This window comes from Sagittula marina, assembly GCF_014196795.1.
Lineage (GTDB): Bacteria > Pseudomonadota > Alphaproteobacteria > Rhodobacterales > Rhodobacteraceae > Sagittula > Sagittula marina.
In genome coordinates this window covers 23,469-40,976 of record NZ_JACIEJ010000015.1, presented here as the reverse complement: position 1 = coordinate 40,976, position 17,508 = coordinate 23,469, and the positions used below count along the sequence as shown (strand labels likewise).

General features: G+C 63.7%; 16 protein-coding genes. 6 read left to right on the top strand and 10 right to left on the bottom strand.

Annotated features, from left to right (window positions below; translation table 11 throughout):
• Positions 1-39 precede the first annotated feature (39 nt).
• The 5 genes from bchY to GGQ68_RS21395 form a co-directional block, all read right to left on the bottom strand.
• Positions 40-1,608 carry a chlorophyllide a reductase subunit Y gene (gene bchY / locus GGQ68_RS21415; protein ID WP_183969604.1) on the bottom strand — a complete coding sequence of 523 codons (1,569 nt, stop codon included), beginning with the start codon at positions 1,606-1,608 and terminating at the stop codon, positions 40-42.
• 135 nt (positions 1,609-1,743) lie between these two features.
• Positions 1,744-2,745 (bottom strand): chlorophyllide a reductase iron protein subunit X, encoded by a 1,002-nt coding sequence (locus GGQ68_RS21410; protein ID WP_183969601.1) that lies wholly within the window; start codon positions 2,743-2,745, stop codon positions 1,744-1,746.
• The gene (gene bchC / locus GGQ68_RS21405) at positions 2,742-3,683 is read right to left on the bottom strand and encodes a chlorophyll synthesis pathway protein BchC (protein ID WP_183969599.1); all 942 of its coding nucleotides are present in this window, start codon (positions 3,681-3,683) and stop codon (positions 2,742-2,744) included. Before bchC ends, GGQ68_RS21410 begins: the two co-directional genes overlap by 4 nt.
• 118 nt (positions 3,684-3,801) lie before the next feature.
• Positions 3,802-4,821: a methyltransferase gene (locus tag GGQ68_RS21400; protein ID WP_183969597.1), complete on the bottom strand. Its 1,020-nt coding sequence runs from the start codon at positions 4,819-4,821 to the stop codon at positions 3,802-3,804.
• A 109-nt stretch (positions 4,822-4,930) separates the two neighbouring features.
• Complete coding sequence (locus tag GGQ68_RS21395; RefSeq protein WP_183969596.1) at positions 4,931-5,800, bottom strand: polyprenyl synthetase family protein; 870 nt, start codon at positions 5,798-5,800, stop codon at positions 4,931-4,933.
• Between the two features lie 96 nt (positions 5,801-5,896).
• Between GGQ68_RS21395 and crtD the strand changes: the two genes are divergently transcribed.
• Positions 5,897-7,480, top strand: a complete 1,584-nt coding sequence (gene crtD / locus GGQ68_RS21390) for a 1-hydroxycarotenoid 3,4-desaturase CrtD (RefSeq protein ID WP_183969594.1) — start codon at positions 5,897-5,899, stop codon at positions 7,478-7,480.
• Between the two features lie 5 nt (positions 7,481-7,485).
• Positions 7,486-8,307, top strand: a complete 822-nt coding sequence (crtC, locus tag GGQ68_RS21385; RefSeq protein ID WP_343056033.1) for a carotenoid 1,2-hydratase — start codon at positions 7,486-7,488, stop codon at positions 8,305-8,307.
• A 4-nt stretch (positions 8,308-8,311) separates the two neighbouring features.
• Here the strand turns inward: crtC and tspO are convergent, their stop codons facing one another.
• From tspO to GGQ68_RS21370, 3 genes are read right to left on the bottom strand one after another with little or no spacing between them, the layout of a single operon-like run.
• On the bottom strand, positions 8,312-8,785 hold the full coding sequence (tspO, locus tag GGQ68_RS21380) for a tryptophan-rich sensory protein TspO (RefSeq protein WP_183969592.1): 474 nt from the start codon (positions 8,783-8,785) through the stop codon (positions 8,312-8,314).
• Between the two features lie 5 nt (positions 8,786-8,790).
• A complete protein-coding gene (gene crtB, locus GGQ68_RS21375) occupies positions 8,791-9,828 on the bottom strand; it encodes a 15-cis-phytoene synthase (RefSeq protein ID WP_183969590.1) in 1,038 nt (345 codons plus the stop codon).
• Complete coding sequence (locus GGQ68_RS21370) at positions 9,825-11,375, bottom strand: phytoene desaturase (protein ID WP_425502995.1); 1,551 nt, start codon at positions 11,373-11,375, stop codon at positions 9,825-9,827. Before GGQ68_RS21370 ends, crtB begins: the two co-directional genes overlap by 4 nt.
• Before the next feature lie 116 nt (positions 11,376-11,491).
• Here GGQ68_RS21370 and crtA point away from each other — a divergent pair, with 116 nt between their 5' ends.
• Genes crtA through bchO form a run of 4 tightly spaced genes read left to right on the top strand, consistent with a single transcriptional unit; the run spans position 11,492 to position 15,807 of the window.
• Positions 11,492-12,220 (top strand): spheroidene monooxygenase, encoded by a 729-nt coding sequence (crtA, locus tag GGQ68_RS21365; protein WP_344717046.1) that lies wholly within the window; start codon positions 11,492-11,494, stop codon positions 12,218-12,220.
• Positions 12,217-13,221: a magnesium chelatase ATPase subunit I gene (bchI, locus tag GGQ68_RS21360; RefSeq protein WP_183969584.1), complete on the top strand. Its 1,005-nt coding sequence runs from the start codon at positions 12,217-12,219 to the stop codon at positions 13,219-13,221. Before crtA ends, bchI begins: the two co-directional genes overlap by 4 nt.
• A complete protein-coding gene (locus tag GGQ68_RS21355) occupies positions 13,218-14,924 on the top strand; it encodes a magnesium chelatase subunit D (protein ID WP_183969582.1) in 1,707 nt (568 codons plus the stop codon). The genes bchI and GGQ68_RS21355 overlap by 4 nt, the downstream gene beginning before the upstream one ends.
• Positions 14,925-14,928: 4 nt before the next feature.
• Positions 14,929-15,807 carry an alpha/beta fold hydrolase BchO gene (bchO, locus tag GGQ68_RS21350; RefSeq protein WP_183969580.1) on the top strand — a complete coding sequence of 293 codons (879 nt, stop codon included), beginning with the start codon at positions 14,929-14,931 and terminating at the stop codon, positions 15,805-15,807.
• A gap of 7 nt (positions 15,808-15,814) precedes the next feature.
• Here the strand turns inward: bchO and idi are convergent, their stop codons facing one another.
• Both idi and GGQ68_RS21340 read right to left on the bottom strand, forming a co-directional pair.
• Complete coding sequence (idi, locus tag GGQ68_RS21345; RefSeq protein ID WP_183969578.1) at positions 15,815-16,330, bottom strand: isopentenyl-diphosphate Delta-isomerase; 516 nt, start codon at positions 16,328-16,330, stop codon at positions 15,815-15,817.
• Positions 16,327-17,505, bottom strand: a complete 1,179-nt coding sequence (locus GGQ68_RS21340; protein ID WP_183969576.1) for a geranylgeranyl diphosphate reductase — start codon at positions 17,503-17,505, stop codon at positions 16,327-16,329. The genes idi and GGQ68_RS21340 overlap by 4 nt, the downstream gene beginning before the upstream one ends.
• Positions 17,506-17,508 lie beyond the last annotated feature (3 nt).

Here is a 17,508-nt window from a genome sequence, read left to right as displayed (position 1 = left end):
CGGTTCTGATGCCGAAAGGCGCAAACTCGAAACCAGCGGTCATATCATCTGCTCCGCCTTGGCGGCGCGCGCTTTCTTCTCGATCTTCTTGAGGTTCAGCGCCCGGTATTCCGGCCGCAGGTTCGGCGCGCCTTCCCAGACACCGGCGGTGTCGCCTGCACCGACCCCTTCGAAAAAGTCGCGCATCTTGTCCATGCGGCCCTTGTTGGCCATGGCGGCATTCACGACTTCGGCCAGCGACCCGGCCCCGGCAGGCCCCATCAGGGGGCGCGCGGAGATCAGGTTGGTGAAATATAGCGCCGGAATGCCCTGCGCCTTGGCCTTTTGCACGACCGGAGTCGTCCCGATGGCGAGGTCGGGTTTGACCCCTTCCATCGCGGCGCAGTCATCCTCCAGAGAGGCGCGGAATTTCACCGTCACGCCGCGCGCGCGCAGCCATTCCGCATCCTCGGCGGACCAGGGCGACTTGGCGCAGGCGGTCCCGACGTAGGGAATATGCGCGCCGCTTTCGATCAGCAGGCGGGCGACCAGAAGTTCGCTGCCTTCGTAACCCGACAGGGTGATGGTGCCCTTGATCGGGACGGCGGCCAGCGCGCCCTTGATCGCGGGCAGAAAGGCATTCTGCGCGGCGGCAATCTTCTCCGGCGACAAGGCGAATGCATCACCAATCGCCGCAAGCCAAGCCGCGGTGCCGTCATGACCCACGGGGGCACTGCCCACGACCTTGCGCCCTGCGGCCTCGAACTCCCGCACGGCGGCAGTGTAGAACGGGTGGATCGCGGCCACAGCGCCACAATCCAGCGCGGCATACAATTCTCGCCACTCGCGCGTTGGCACCACCGGCCCCGCCGCCAGTCCCATCGGGGCCAGCATCGCGCCGATCATCATCGGGTCCGCCGGGAACATTTCGCCCAGCAGGGTCACGGTCGGCAAGTCGGATGTCCCACCCACCGGGGCGGGCACCGGGCCTGCCTTGATCTCCTTGCGAGCGTAATTCAGCATCGCGCCGGCCAGCACGTCTTTGGCTTCGGCGTGGGTCGGGATGCCAAAGCCGGGCACGTCAATGCCGACGATCCGCACGCCGTTGATCTCATCCGGCAACAGCCGCAGAGGCACGCCAGAAGCGGTCGGCACACAAAGGTTGGTCACAACCACCGCGTCATAGAGATCAGGGTCGGCCAGTTCATGCACCGCGTCACGGATGTCTTCGAACAGCTTGCCCGTTACCAGCGATTCCGAATTGAATGGCACATAGCCCACAGACCGCCGCGCACCATAGAAATGGCTGACAAAGGTTAGACCATAGACGCAGCAAGCCGAGCCGCTGAGCACCGTGGCCACCCGCTTCATCCGTAGGCCCACACGCAGCGACCCGAATGCGGGGCACATGCTTTGGGGTTTGTCATGTGGACCTTTGGGGTAATCGCGGGCGTATTGGTCGAGGATCTCGCTGGAACCTGCGGCTCTGGCTGCCTTTTCCAACTCGCTGCCGGAATGACAGCCAAGTCCTTGATCTGCCGTGATTTCGGGCGCGGCTTCGTCAGAGGGATCGGAACTTTTCAGCACCTTGACCTCTGCGGCGGCATCATATGTCACTTCGTCGTTCATTGCATGTCCGAACGCGAAGCGTGTTGCCGGGCAGATTTCCGGATGTCCTGCAAGAGCCGGCGGATCTGTTCGGGGTTGGCACGGGCCAGAATGACATGAGCCGACGCCATATGTGGATCCCGTTCTTCTTGGGTTTCAGACGGTGTCATAGACCACCTCCAGCGTTTCCTGCGGAGCGGCGTATTTGCCGCGCATGTCCGCATCGGTGGCCGGGACCAGAACGTAGTCGCCGCCGGTGTCCTTGCTGTCGAACAATGCCAGAAGGCCGTCCTGCTCCAGTGGCGTCGGGCGCACGGGCGGTGCAATGGACACCGCCTCTGCCAGTTCGGCAAACAGGCTGCCCCATTGGCTTTGTTCGGTGCCAACGATCTGGTAATTGGCGGATTTCTTGCGCAGATCATCGTCCTGCGGGATCGCTGCCAGCACTGGAATGCCTACTTCGCGGGCAAAGGCCTGCGCTTCGCCGGAATGGTCATCCTTGTTGACGACCAAACCCGCGACACCCACATTGCCGCCCAGCTTGCGGAAATACTCCACCGCCGAACATACGTTGTTGGCCACATAGAGCGACTGCAGGTCATTCGAGGCGACCAGGATTACCTTTTGCGCCATGTCCCGGGCAATCGGCAGGCCAAAGCCGCCGCAGACCACGTCGCCGAGGAAATCCAGCAGAACATAGTCGAAATCCCAGTCGTGAAAGCCCAGCTTCTCCAGCAACTCAAAGCCGTGGATGATGCCGCGCCCGCCGCAACCGCGACCGACCTCGGGTCCGCCCAGCTCCATGGCGAAAACGCCGCCGCGCTTGAAGCACACATCGCCGATGGCAACCGCTTCGCCAGCGAGGTTCTTCTTGGTCGAGGTTTCGATGATCGTCGGGCAGGCCTTGCCGCCGAACAACAGGCTGGTGGTGTCCGATTTCGGGTCGCATCCGATCAGCAGGACGCGCTTGCCCTGCTCCGCCATCATGTGGCTGAGGTTGGCAAGGGTAAACGATTTGCCGATGCCGCCCTTGCCGTAAATCGCGATGATCTGGGTCTTGCTCTTGGGCTCTTCGGTGATCCGGTCCGCCAGATCCTCGTGCGCTTCGTCACGCAGTCGCTGGTCGAAGTCCTTCAGATTGGGTACGTCGTCCTTCACGCTGCGTCCTTCCAGTTGAGTATCATTTTCAGGCAGGTCGGATCCTCAAAGGCGGTGCGGTATGCCGCTGTCGCCTGTTGGGCCCCGGCCTGGTGTGTGATCAATCCGCCAAGCGACAGCGCGCCGGTGTCCACCAAGGCGCGCACGGCGGTGAGATCTTCGCGCTGCCATTCAGCGGCGACGCGCAGGCGCGCCTCCTTCATGAAGGCGGGGGGAAATGCAAAGCTGAGACCTTGCGGATAGAACCCGGCCAGCACCACTTCGCCGCCTTTGACCAGACGTCCGATGAGGTCGTTGAGGATCGAAGCGTTGCCTGAGGCGTCGTAGATGGCGCAGTAATCGCGGCGTGGATCGTCGGCGGGGTCAATCACCTCATAGCCAATCGCACCGCTGCGGCGGCTCATGTTGGTTTCCCAGACGGTGGGAGCCGGAGCCCCAGACGCGACGGTCAGGCGGGCCAGCAACCGGCCAAGTGTACCGTGTCCAACGATCAGGTCAGGGACGCGCTTCTCCAAACCAGCCATGGCGTGCCGCGCGGTGGCGGCCAGCGCCAGCAGCGCGCCTTCGGGCCCCATGGCGCTGTCGATCTTTGTCACCCGCGCCGCATCCGACACCAAGTGCCCCGACGCGCCACCGAACAGGCCATAGGCTCCTTCGAAACAATCGGCTCCCGGAACAAACACGCGGTCGCCGGGGCGGTAGCCTGTGCCCGGTGCGGCCTCGATGACCTCGCCGGTGGATTCGTATCCCGGAACCAACGGATAGCCCATGCCCGGAAATGGGGGCATCGCCCCGGACCAGAAAAGTTTTTCGGTGCCGGTCGAAATCCCTGAATGGGACACCTCGATCAGCAGCTCACCTTTGGCCGGCGTCTTGAGCGCCAGTTCATCCAGGTGAAGATCCTCGGGACCCTTCAACAGGACAGCGTGGGTAAACATGAACGCCTCCTCTCCGTCGTTCGTCTGGCGTGTGCCGCCAGTGGTGAACGCTACGTTAACGTAAGGCTACATCTACACACAAATCTGTCAAGTTAAGTTTACACTGTGGTGAACTTTGTCAGGCGCGATTGGCGGTTACAACACGCGTGATGTAAGGACGCTCTGACGGAATAGGGCGAAGATTGGCGAATCCCGCCTGCTGACACAGTTCAACGATTCGCTCGGCAGAACGCGTGCGTCCGGTGCCCATCGCCATAGTGTAAAAAGCGAAGTAGACATCCGTCGCCCGATCCGGCCGCGAGCCACCAGACATCGGTTCTGAAATAATAAGTCGACCGCCGGCCGGCAGCGCCGCGTGGACCTTGGCCAGAAGATCACGCACCGTGTCGTCGTCGTGGTCGTAAAGCACCCGCACGAGGGAAACGGCATCGGCGCCAGTCGGCAGCGCAGTCGCGCGAAAACTGCCGGGACTGAACCGTGCCCGCCCAGCCGGCCCCAACAGGCCTTCCCGGGTCAGCGCAGTTTCTGCCGCGCGTTGCACACCGGGCAGGTCAAAAACGACGCCGGTCATGCTTCGGTATCGGTGTAGCGCCGCGCTCAGAAACACGCCCGATCCGCCGCCAACATCCATCAGCTGCCGCACGCCTCTCAGGCGCACTGCCCGCAACGTGTCCTCGGCCACCAGAACCTGCGACCGCGCCATAAGGTCGGAATAGCGGGCCGACGCCTCCGGGCTGATGTCGGCCCCTTGACCAAAGACATAGGGCCAGAAGCGGGCCATGTTGGTTTCACCTTCCCCGCGCAGCAAAGCGACGGGGTCAGACATGTCGTCATAAAAAACGCGGTGATGGCGAACCATATCCTCCAACCCCGGCACACCCAAGATTGCCGCGCCCTTGCGGGCCAACACGAAACGGCCATCACGCCGCAGCCGCAGCAGGTCCAGCGCCGCGCCCGCCTGCAACAGCGCCTGCATTCGTGCCACGTCGATCCCGTGATCCACCGCAAGCTCGGCCGCGTCCCGCGCGCCGTCAAGCAAGCGCCGCAGAACGTCCATTTCGATCAATGCCAAGAGCACCTGAGCCGCCACAAACCCTTGAAGAATATCAAAGATATTCGCCCCGTCGCGCCGCGCCATGCCGCGCCCGAACGGAACACGCCCGGCCCATTTCTGGAAGCCGGGCCGCGCAATCAGACGGGGAAGCCAAGCGCCAGACGCCCTTGGCCCGCTTGTCGAGACCACCTTCTCAGACCCGATATTTTGCGGGCACCGACGGCATTATCTTTTCCGCTTGGTGACTGACCATGCGGGCCAGAGCCGCCTCTCCGGGACACGACGGAATCGACGCGATTGCTCCTGCAAGGATTTGCGACAACCGGTCCAGCGCGCCCTTCACCCCCAGTTGTGCCACCGCGTTGGGTCGGCCGTGCAGATCGTCCTGACCGGTCGGCTTGCCCAAGGTCTGTTCGTCCAGCAGCGCGTCGCGAAGGTCGTCGGCGACCTGAAAGGCCTCGCCGATCAGCGCGCCAAGGTCGTGCCATTCCTCGGGCGCGTGCCCAGCGGCGATCGCGCCCATTTCGGTTGCGGCGATGAACAGCGCGGCGGTTTTCGACCGATGGTATGCGCTAAGGTCGATTTTGGCCTCGCTTTCCCAGCCCTGCCCGGCGCAGATCCCGCCCGGCATTCCTGACCGATGTGTCAGCGACAGCAACAGCTGCGCAGCGCGGTCGGGGTGGTCGGGGATTGCGCGGGCCAGAACCTCGAACGCCAAGATGATCAGACTATCGCCGGCCAGCACCGCCAACGGTTCGGAATAGGCGCGATGCAAAGAAGGCTTTCCGCGCCGCAAGTCCGCATTATCGAAACACGGCAAGTCGTCGTGAACGAGGCTGGCGCAATGGATCAACTCCAACGCCGCCGCCGCAGAACTGGCCAGGGCCGGTCGGTCATCACCACAGGACATCGCCACCGAAAGCAGAATCGTCGGGCGAATGCGCGCGCCGCCCGGCGACGTGGCATAGTGCAGCGCACTGGCCAGTTTCCGCGGCGCCAAGGGGTCTTGCGACAAACTCAGCGCCTGTCCCATCGCCGTTTCGATCCGTTTGGACAAAGGCATCGCAGTCTCCCCGATTGCAGCTATGTAATTATAAATTTACCCTTCATTGTGTAAATATTAATGGACACTTCGTCAGGCCGAGTCAATAATTTCGAAATGACATCTGCCCCACGAGGTCCGGGATCCGGACAAACTGCCCTTGTAATCGGTGCTGGCATAGGCGGGCTGGCCGCAGCCGTTCGGCTGGCTCAGGCGGGGTTTGCAGTGACGGTCCTGGAACGCCAAGCCACCCCCGGCGGCAAGATGCGTTGCCTGCCGTCCGATGCAGGGCCGGTCGACGCCGGCCCTACCGTGTTGACGATGCGCCCAATCATTGATGAGCTGTTCGCCGACGTCGGCGAAGCGCTCGACGACCACCTGACCCTGCATAGGCAACACCTGATCGCGCGGCATTTCTGGCCGGATGGCAGCTGCCTGGATCTGTACGATCGTCTTGCGCTCAATCTTGCCTCCATACGTCGCTTTGCGGGGAACCGGGCGGCGCAACAGTTTTTGGCTTTCTCCGACAGAGCCCGCGTGCTGTTTTCCAGCTTCAACGGGCCGATGATGCAGACCGCCGCGCCGTCGCGACTGGCCTTGGCGCTGAACTGCCTGCGCAGCCCCAATTTGATTGCCCGCATGGCGCCGTTCTCATCCTTGGCGACGTTGCTTGAGAACAGCTTTGACGATCCGAGGCTGGCACAATTGTTCGGGCGCTATGCGACCTATGTCGGCGGCGCGCCCGATCAGGTGCCTGCCCTGCTGGCGCTGATCTGGCAGGCCGAACTGTCGGGAGTGTGGAAGATCCACGGCGGTATGCATCATCTGGCGCGGACGCTGGAAACGCTGTGTATCGCGCGTGGCGGCCAGTTCGTGTACAATTCGCATGTCTCGGAAATCACCCAGACAGCGGGGCGCGCCACCGGGGTTCTGCTGGCAGACGGCAGCCGTATCAAGGCGGGTGTTGTGGTGTTCAACGGCGACCCGCGCGCGCTCGCCACCGGCGCGCTGGGAGGTCAAGTCACCTCCATCGCCTCCCAAACACGCAGTGTTGCACGTAGCCTGTCGGCGCAGGTCTGGGCCTTTGCCGCCCGCGCTGAAGGCCCAGACCTCGCGCATCACAATGTGTTCTTCCGCAACAGCGGCCAATCTGAATTCGACGACCTCGCCCGGGGCGCACTGGTTTCAGACCCGACGCTGTACATCTGTGCGATGGACCGCGGCGACACCACCCCGCCACCAAATGTAGAGCGATTCGAAATCATCGCCAACGCTCCGCCCCTGCCCGCGCCCGATCAGGAGTTCGCTCAATGCCACACTCGCACTTTTCAGACGCTGCGGCGTCATGGTCTTTCCTTCGATCCGGAACCGGGACCAGAGGCGCTGACGACCCCGACGGGCTTCGACCAACTGTTTCCGGACTCTCAAGGATCACTCTACGGGCAGAGCCCGCACGGCCTGATGGCGGCCTTTCAGCGCCCTACGGCCCGAACCGCGGTGCAGGGACTGTACCTGGCGGGCGGCGGGGCGCATCCGGGGGCGGGTGTGCCGATGGCGATCCTCTCCGCGAGGCACGCGGTCGAGGCGATCTTGGCGGACCCAACTTTGACCTCCATGTCCCGCCGAATGGCTACGCCTGGTGGTATGTCGACGGACTCAGCGCCTGCGGAACCCGCGCCGTCAGCGTCATCGCGTTCATAGGGTCGGTGTTCTCGCCTTGGTATGGCTGGTCCGGGCGACGGCAACCGGACAATCACGTCTGCATCAACGTCGCCACTTATGGCCCCGGCGGGCGGTTCTCCATGACAGATCGTGGCAGTGCAGCGCTGCGCCAGACCCGGCACAGCCTGACCGTCGGGCCGTCGTCACTGCATTGGCAGGGCGACCGGTTGGTGATCGACATCAACGAAATCAGCGCCCCCCCTGTGGTGTCGCGGGTGCGCGGGCAGATCACCGTAATGCCCGCGGCGCTGACCGGTGTTGAACTGCCTCTGACGCCAGACGGCACGCATGTCTGGCGGCCCTTCGCGCCGACCTGCGAAATCGACGTGGACTTGGATGCGCCCGGCTGGCGTTGGCAGGGGCACGGATACTTCGACGCAAATTTCGGCACGCGCGCGCTGGAGCAAGATTTCGACTACTGGACATGGGGGCGGTTCCCCACGTCACAGGGCAGTACCTGTTTCTACGATGCAACCCGTCGCGACGGATCCGTGCTGGCGGCGGCGTTTCGATTCAGCCGTGACGGCAGCGCGACAGCCATCACGGCCCCGCCCAAGGCGCCCCTACCCCGGTCCTTGTGGCAAGTCCGCCGGGAGACCCGCGCCGATGCGGGCTTCAGGCCACGTCAGGTGCAAAACATGCTGGACGCGCCGTTCTACAGCCGCAGTGCTGTGCAAACCTGTCTGGACGGCATAGCCACCACTGGCGTGCACGAGGCGCTCGACCTGCGCCGGTTCCGCATACCACTGCTGAAGCCAATGCTGGCGATGCGCGTTCCGCGCCGGGCGCATTGGTCCTTCGATTGAGAGGTCAGGCAGTGCTTTCTGCGGGTTGGTCCGGGTTCAGCCGCCATACAGAAAAGTTCAACGCCCAAGCAACTGTGACCCATGTCAGGTAAGGCGCAAACAGCATCCCAGCGATCTGGTCCACCTCCCACAGCGCCACAAGGCACGCCGCGACAGCTATCCAAAGTCCGCTAAGGACAATCAGCCCTGCTTTCATTCGGTGAAGGCCGAAAAAGACCGGCGTCCAAAGCCCGTTCAGCGCGATCTGCAAAGACCATAACGCCAACGCGACTACGTTATCCGGCGCCATCGCCGCCCGCGCCCCTGCAAAGGACATGCACAGGTAAAGCGTCGTCCAAGCCACCGGAAACAGCCAGTTGGGAGGGGTCCATGACGGCTTTGCCAGACGGTCATACCAAGAGCCGGGCGGGAACAACCCGCCGGTTGCGCCGACCGCCAGACAAGACGCCAAAAAGATGCCAAAGAGAATCCAGAACATGTTTTTTATCTTAAGCCGTGTGCGGAAGACATCAATGCCGCGCGGCGCTCTTCTTCGCGGGTGTGCAGAATTTCCAGCGTCGCGTTCAGCCCGTCGCTCCAATGCGGAACCTGCCGGTGATCCGCCGTGGCCGTGATCAGAAAGGCGGTTTCCGGCACCGGTCGCGCGTGAATGACTGACGACCTTGGCAAGGCGAGCGTCGCTCCGGTCCGCAGGATCGACAACGCCAGCCAGCCCAGCTTTTGCGCCTTGTTGGTGCGGGCGCGCCGCGTGATGGAGTCATAGCCTTGGCGCGCCACCTGTTGACCGATCCCGGCATAGATGAACCGCGCGGCGTAAATCCCTGGACGAGCGCCCAGCGGCAAGGCTGCGATCCCCGCCTCGGACCGATGGTACAGGCCCTGCACTTCGCGCAGCAAACGCCGCACGACACGGCCCAGGTCCGGCGTCATGGCGGGCGCTTTCAGAAACGCGTCCGGATCAATCCCGGCCTCTGCCAACCAATCCAGCGGTAGATAAAGCCGCCCTTCACGGGCATCCTCGCCCACGTCGCGCGCGATGTTGGTCAATTGCATGGCCACGCCCAGATCGCAGGCACGCGCCAATGCATCCCGGTCGCGCACCCGCATCAACACACACATCATTGCGCCCACAGCAGAAGCCACGCGCGCCGAATAGGCGCGCAAACCCGAAAGATCGTCGTACCGCCGTTCCATCGCGTCCCAGGCCAAACCCTCCAGCAGAGCCTCGGGCAATGCACGGGGCATCTCGAATTCCTCAATGATCGCGGCAAAGGCCCGATCGGCCGGGGCATCCTTCGGGCGTCCGGCATAGGCCTTGTCCAGCCTGTCATGCAGCCGCAGCACCGCATCGCCCTTGGCCGATTGCAAATCGACCGCGTCGTCCGCCAAACGGCAAAAGGCATAAAGCGCCAACGCCGGGTTGCGCACGCGCGCGGGCAACAGCCGGGAGGCCGCGTGAAACGACCGCGACCCATGGCGGATCGACTCGACGCAGTGCTCCAGATCCTTTGGTGCAATCATTCTTGTCCTGCCATTTTTGCGTGAGGGACCAGTTGGTCCAGAACTTCGGCGCTGCCGATCACTCCGGGCAGGCCAGCGCCGGGGTGCGTGCCCGCACCGACGAGAAACAGCCCCTCGGCCTCTTCGCTCACATTGTGCGGGCGGAAATAGGCGCTTTGCAGGATGCGCGGCTCGATCGAGAACCCTGCCCCGTGGGGGCTCAGATACCGGTCCCGGAAGGTCTCGGGCGTGAACACCAGCTGCTCTGTCAGATGCGCGCCCAAGCCAGGCAGCACGTCGCGTTCCAGAACGGCCTGCACTTTTTGACGATAGACTTCGCCCATACGCGCCCAGTCGACTGGGTTATCGTGGCCCAGATGCGGCACCGGGCTGAGGGCGTAAAACGTATCGTCACCCTCTGGCGCGGCACTGGGGTCGGTCACTGTGGGACGATGGATGTACAGGCTCATGTCCTCGGACAGCTTTCCCTTTTGGAATATGTCCTGCAACAATCCTTGGTAGCGCGGCCCGTTCAGGATCGTGTGATGGCCCACGTCCTGCCACTTGTCCCGCGTGCCCTTGGTCCCGAAGTACCAGACAAACAACCCCATAGACCAACGCGTGCGTTTCAGGCGCGGCGCGGTCCAGCGACGCCTTTTGTGGTTGCGCAACAGCCGGTCATAGGTGTGGCCCGCATCGGCATTCGAAACGGTGATATCGGCGTCGATCATTTCGCCGCTCGTCAGGGTCACGCCACGCGCCCGGCCATCAGTGATGCGGATCTCGTCAACCTCGGATTTCTGCCGGATCAGCCCGCCTTGGTCGGTGATTACGTCGGCCATCGCCTTGGCGATCGCCTCGACCCCGCCCATGGCATAGTGCACGCCAAAGGCCTTCTCCAAGTGGCTGACCAGCGCATAGATCGAGGTGACGCTAAACGGATTGCCGCCGATGAACAAAGGATGGAAAGACAGTGCCATGCGCAGCCGAGCATCCTTAACGCAGCCCGCGGCGTGGGTGGCAATGGATCGGTCAGCCCGCAACAGCACAAATTTCGGGAGCGCCTTCAGCAGATCGCCGACGCGATGCATCGGGCGACGCCCCAAATCCTCGAAACCGACGTGATACCGCCGTTCGCTGTCCCTTAGAAATACAATGTAGCCTTTTACGTCATCGGGCGACAGACGCTCGACCTCGGCCAGCATGGCGGCCTCGTCTTGGCGCACGGTAAAGTTGCTTCCGTCGGGCCAACGGATTTCGTAGTATGGGTCCAGGGCGCGCAGATCGACGGCCTCTTCGAACCGTTTTCCGCAGGCCGCCCAAAGATCCTCAAACAGTTGAGGGACGGTTACGATGGTGGGCCCTAGATCAAAACGGTGTCCACCCTGAGTGATCGCAGACCCGCGCCCGCCTGGACTGTCCAGGCGGTCCAGAACCGTGACGCGGTAGCCTTTGGCACCCAGTCGCATAGCCGATGCAAGGCCACCCAGCCCCGCGCCGATCACCACGGCATGAGGGCGCGGCCCCAAGAGGGCTTCTGCCTTTTGTACGGGATCTACGCCTGTCAACATTCCCCAATCCTACATGTGTAATGTTTAATTGACAATCTGAAATTCTTCTCTTTTCCAATGACCTCGAACATGTAAAGCTGATTAGACATAACGCGCTTTTGGGGAGAAGTTCGATACAAGTCGTCAGCCTCAGCTTTTTTCACTTTCCCAAGGGGACTTCGCGGCTCTGGGCCTTTGCCATGATGGGCGTGGCCCGGCGGGGCCTGCGTCGTACCGTTGGCATTGGCTTCTGGAAGCTTTGTGGCTCTGGTACTGGTGAGGGGTTCACACCCGTCCCGAACACCGGCGTCTACGCGATCCTCGCCACTTGGCCCGATCTGGATACGGCGCGGCACCAGACTGACGCGACGCCAGTGTTTCGCGCCTACCACGCGCGCGCTGACGAAAGCTGGACAGTCTTCCTGACGCCGATCTCTGTGCGCGGCGCGTGGTCGGGGCACAATCCGTTCAGCGCCACTCCGATCGTTTCTTCCCCGGAATCTGGCGCAAAATCCGGGCCCATCGCCGCGCTGACCCGTGCCACCGTGCGCCCTGCGCGTGCCATCCGGTTCTGGCAGCGCGTTCCTGACATCAGCGCAATGATCAGCCAAAATCCCGACGCTCTTTTCAAGATCGGGATCGGCGAAGTCCCCTTGCTGCACCAAATCACCTTTTCGATCTGGCCCGACACCTCATCCATGGCGCGTTTCGCACGTGAAAGCGGTCCGCATGCGTCGGCCATCCGCGCCGTGCGGGACGGCGACTGGTTCCGTGAAGAGCTATATGCCCGCTTCCGCATACTCGGGGATAGGGGCACATGGATGGGCAGATCCCCTCTCAATGCTTTCGGAACAACCTCATGACCAACCCCTTCCCGTTTTCCGCAATCGTTGGCCAAGACCAGATGAAAACCGCCATGATCCTGACGGCCATCGACCCCGGCCTGGGTGGTGTTCTTGTGTTCGGGGATCGCGGAACAGGGAAATCCACCGCCGTGCGCGCGCTGGCCGCGCTGCTGCCGCCAATCACTGTGGTACAGGGCTGCCCGGTCAATTCCGAAGCTCCCCAGGATTGCCCGGTTTGGGCCAATGTCACTGATCATACCACGACGGAGCGCCCAACCCCGGTTGTCGATCTGCCGCTGGGAGTGACGGAAGACCGCGTGACCGGCGCGCTGGATATCGAACGCGCACTGGCCCACGGCGAGAAGTCCTTTGAGCCCGGTCTGCTTGCCCGCGCCAATCGCGGATACCTTTATATAGATGAGGTCAACCTGCTCGAGGATCACATCGTCGACTTGCTGCTTGATGTTGCGCAGTCCGGCATCAACACCGTAGAACGCGAGGGCCTGTCGATCCGCCACGCCGCGCGGTTCGTGCTGGTCGGGTCCGGCAATCCCGAAGAGGGAGAGCTGCGTCCGCAGCTGCTCGACCGCTTCGGACTGTCTGTCGAGGTGGCATCCCCCAACACCGTCGAGGAACGGGTCGAAGTGATCCGCCGGCGCGACGCCTATGACCGCGATCACGCGGCTTTCATGGCGAAATGGCAAGCCGAGGATGCCACTTTGCGCGATGCGATCCTTGCCGCCCGCGCGGCCTTGCCGCAGGTCGAAACTTCCGACGAGATTTTGCACGATTGCGCCCACCTCAGTCTCGCGCTTGGGGCAGACGGCCTGCGCGGCGAATTGACTCTGCTGCGCGCGGCGCGCGCGCTGGCCGCCCTGCGCGGCGCCGGCCGGATTGATCGCGCGCACCTTCGAGACATCGCCCCGCTTGCGCTCAGCCACCGGTTGCGACGTGATCCACTGGACGATGCCGGCTCCTCTGCCCGGGTCGCCCGCACCGTGGCCGACACCCTGCCATGATCAACACTGCGCCAACCGCCCACTCCTCGGACTGGGACCGGGCGCTGCGAGCGCTGTCGGCGCTGATGGTAGACCCTGCCGGACTCGGTGGCATGGTTGTGCGCGCCCGTCCCGGCCCCGTGCGCCAAAGGCTGGAAGGCGCCCTGCCCGGCCTGCCCTTACCCCTGCGCCGCATTCATCCCGGGCTGGATGACGCACAGCTGTTTGGCGGATTGAACGTGGCGGCCTCGCTGGCGGCGGGGCATATGATCCGAGATCCTGGCCTGGCCGAGACACCTTGCGCGCTGGTCCTGCCCATGGCAGAGCGCACACCCGCCGCACTTGCCGCGCGGCTGTCGCAACTACTGGACTCAGGTCGCGGCCATTGCATCGTCTTGCTGGACGAAGGCGCCGAGCCGGAGGAAACCGCGCCAGCCAGCCTGTCCGACAGGCTGGCATTTTTCGCTGACCTGTCCGCGGTGCGCCCCGCTGACGCCGCGATTCGCCTGCCAGCGCCCGCCGATCTGGACAGTGCGCGCCGTCACTTGGATCGGGTGCAAACCCCTAGCGATGACCTGACGCAACTGGTGCTGCTGGCCGCACGTTTTGGAATAGACGGCGCACGTGCACCAATGTTTGCGCTGCGCTGCGCTCGGGCATTGGCCGCTTTGGACGGCAAGGACAACACAACGCAGGACCACCTGCGCGAGGCTGCGCAGCTGATTTATGCCCCGCTTGCGACCCAGATCCCCGAAGACGATGAGAGGCCAGACCCAGACCCCGATCACGACGCCCCGCCTGACCCCGCAGATACGGACGCGGACAGTGTCGCGTCTGACACGGGGCAGATCCCCGACGATTTGCTCGTCCAGGCCGTCGCCGCCTGCCTCCCTGCGGACCTGCTGATGCGCCTCGAACGCAGCAGCCAGCCACGCGGCAGCCACGCTGCCGGCAGCGGGGCGGGGTTCAAACGCCAAGCCAACCGGCGCGGACGGCCGCTTCCATCGCGCCCCGGCCGCATCGACGGGCGCGCCCGCATCGACGTCATTGCTACGCTACGCGCGGCCGCCCCTTGGCAAACTCTCCGCCGAAAAGCACGAGAAAGCCACCCACAGCTGATCATCCTGCCCGCCGACATCCGCTTGCGACGGTTCGAGGATCGCTCTGACCGGCTGCTGATTTTTGCGGTCGATGCGTCGGGGTCCGCCGCATTGTCCCGCATGGCCGAGGCAAAGGGCGCAATCGAGATGCTGCTTGCGCAAGCCTATGCCAAGCGGGATCAGGTGGCGCTTGTCGCCTTTCGCGGCTCGGGTGCCGAGGTCCTTTTGCCACCGACACGCTCTCTTGTGCAGGCCAAACGTCGGCTGACGGCCCTTCCCGGAGGCGGCGGCACGCCGCTGGCATCAGGGCTGCGGGCGGCATTCGACATGGCGCTGCACGGCCAGCGTGTTGGCCTCAGCCCCAGCATTGCTTTTCTCACCGACGGGCGCGGCAATATCGGCCTGGACGGAGCGCCCGGACGCACGCAGGCCCGCGAGGATGCACAGACAATAGCGCGCCTGCTGTCCGGCCTGCGGCTACCTTCGGTTGTCATTGACATCGCACCCCGCCCAGGTCCCGAAAGCGCGGCCTTGGCCGGTTGGTTGAACGCGCAATACCTGCCTCTGCCCCGCGCCGATGCGTCTCGCATCTCGGCGGCGGCGGATGCGGCGCTGACCCGGTAATCCTATGGACTGGAACCGCGCCCTGCCAACTTGGCCGATGTCGGAACTCTCTCGCCGGGTCCGCTGCCGTCCACATCAGTGGCATGTGCAAGAAGCCGGATCCGAGCGTGACCGTCCGACGCTCTTGCTGCTGCACGGGGCGGGCGCCTCGACCCACACATGGCGGGACATGATCCCGCCATTGGAACAAAAGTATCACGTCGTGGCATTGGACTTGCCCGGACAAGGGTTTACCAAACTCGGCCCGCGCAACCGCTGCGGGCTGGTGCCTATGGCACAGGACATTGCGCTCCTGTGTCAGGATCAGGGCTGGGCTCCCTCGGTGATCATCGGACATTCCGCCGGGGCAGCGATTGCGCTGCACCTGTCGCGAATCCTGCCAAACAGCCCGCGCATAGTCGGGATCAACGCGGCCCTCGGTCGATTTGATGGCGTGGCAAGCTGGCTGTTTCCGTTGCTCGCAAAAGTCCTTTCCCTGACACCGCTGACCGCGCTGGCCTTTACCGCTGGGGGCAATCCGACCGCGCGCGCGCGCCGCCTGATCGAAGGCACTGGGTCGCAACTGCCACCCGACGGCTTGGCTTTGTATGGTCGCTTGGTATCTGACCGCGACCATGTCGATGGGGTTTTGCAGATGATGTCGCAATGGGATGTGGGGCCATTGCTGGACGCGCTGCCGCAGATCAATGCGCCTTGCCTGTTACTGACCGGCGACAAGGACAGCGCCGTCGCCCCGCAGGTGTCGGCAAAGGCTGTTCGCGCCCTGCCCCACGCCACCTTGCAATCGTTGGGCGCATTGGGTCACCTCGCACATGAAGAAGATCCCGCCCTGGTCACCCGCCGCATCTTCGACTGGATCGCGCAAACTGATAGCGGGTCGTAGGGACCGATCAGGCGAAAATCCGGGCCGCGTGCTCTGCAAGGTAGATCCTCAGCCAGGGCGTGTACTGCGCGGGCCGCGCGCGCACCCGCCGGACCAACAGGTCCATGTCTACCCAATCGGTCTGCATGACCTCTTGGGGGTTCGGGTCCACGGCGATGTGCGACGGGACGCGGGCCACGTATAAATCGACGCGCTCGTGTTCGATCAGGCCATTGCCCACGTCGGCGCGATAGGTCAGCTGATCCTTGTGATCCAGCCTCAGCCCGGTGATCCCCAGCTCCTCTCGAAGTCGGCGCATGGCGCACTCCTTGGGATCCTCGGACCAATGCGGATGGGTGCAGCAGGTGTTGGCCCATAACCCCGGCGTATGATATTTACCCATGGCCCGGCGCTGAATCAGCACGTCGTTGCCGCACATCACAAACACGGACACCGCCTTGTGCAGCAAGCCGCGTTGGTGCGCCTCCAGCTTGTCGATGGCGACCAGATTGCCATCGACCCAAGTGGGAATCAGCGAAGTCATATGTGTTCCACGGGCACCAGTCGCGTCAGGTGGGCCAGATTCTTCAATCCGATCTTAAGATGCGCCATCGGCCGGGCGTGGACCAGTTTCTTGTTCATATAGGCCTCGAAGGTCAGTCTCTGCACATCCACATCATGGCACAAAGACACAAAGCGTTCCCGCCGTTCGTCACTGCGGTAATATGCTCTTTGCATCGAGGCAAGAACCCGAAACACCGTCTTGTGTTCGCGCATGAACAGCTGCCGGGCGAGCCGCAGGTCGCGCACCCGCCCCGAAGCAAGGCAGGCGGCACAGGCGGCAGCGGCGACCTGCCCACCGACCATGGCATAATAGATGCCTTCGCCAGAGCTGGGCGCGACGACGCCCGCCGCATCGCCTGCCAGCACGACATCGCGGCCATTGTCCCAACGGTCCAGCGGTTTCAGCGGGATCGGCGCGCCTTCTCGGCGCAGGGTTACGCAGTCGGTCAACCCGGCCGAGGCGCGCAGATCGGCGGTGGCCTTCTTGACGTTCACTTCGCGCACCAGTGAGCCCATGCCGACACTCGCGTTTCCGCCATGCGGAAACACCCAGCCGTAAAAATCCGGGGATATACGGCTGTCATAGATCACGTCGGCGCGCGTCGGATCGTATTCCGCGGTAGGCTCGGGCGCTTCGATGATCTCGTGGTAGGCGATGACGTAGGGAATGGTATCGCCGCCGGGCACTTCATCGCGGGCAACATTGGACCGCGCGCCATCCGCGCCGATCACCAGGTGCGCCGCGACCGCCCTCTCGGTCCCGCAGCCCTTGTCGCGATAGACGACGCGGACGCCTTTTTCGTCGCGCTCGATCCGTCGATAGGTGCCGGTCAGCAGGGTTGCCCCGGCCTCTACAGCCCGCTTACGCAAGAACGAGTCGAAACGGTCGCGGTCGACCATTCCGATGAACCCACCATTGATCGGGATGTCGACCTTGCGACCGCTGGGCGAAATCATGCGCGCCGACGTCATGCGCGCGACGATCTGCACCTCCGGGATGTGGAAATCGGTGACAAGCCGGGGGGGAATCGCGCCGCCACAGGGCTTTATCCGTCCGGCCCGGTCCAGCAGCGCAACCTTGTGCCCCGACCGCGCCAGATCCTCAGCCGCCGTGGCGCCCGACGGGCCGCCGCCTACAACGATGACGTCATACATATC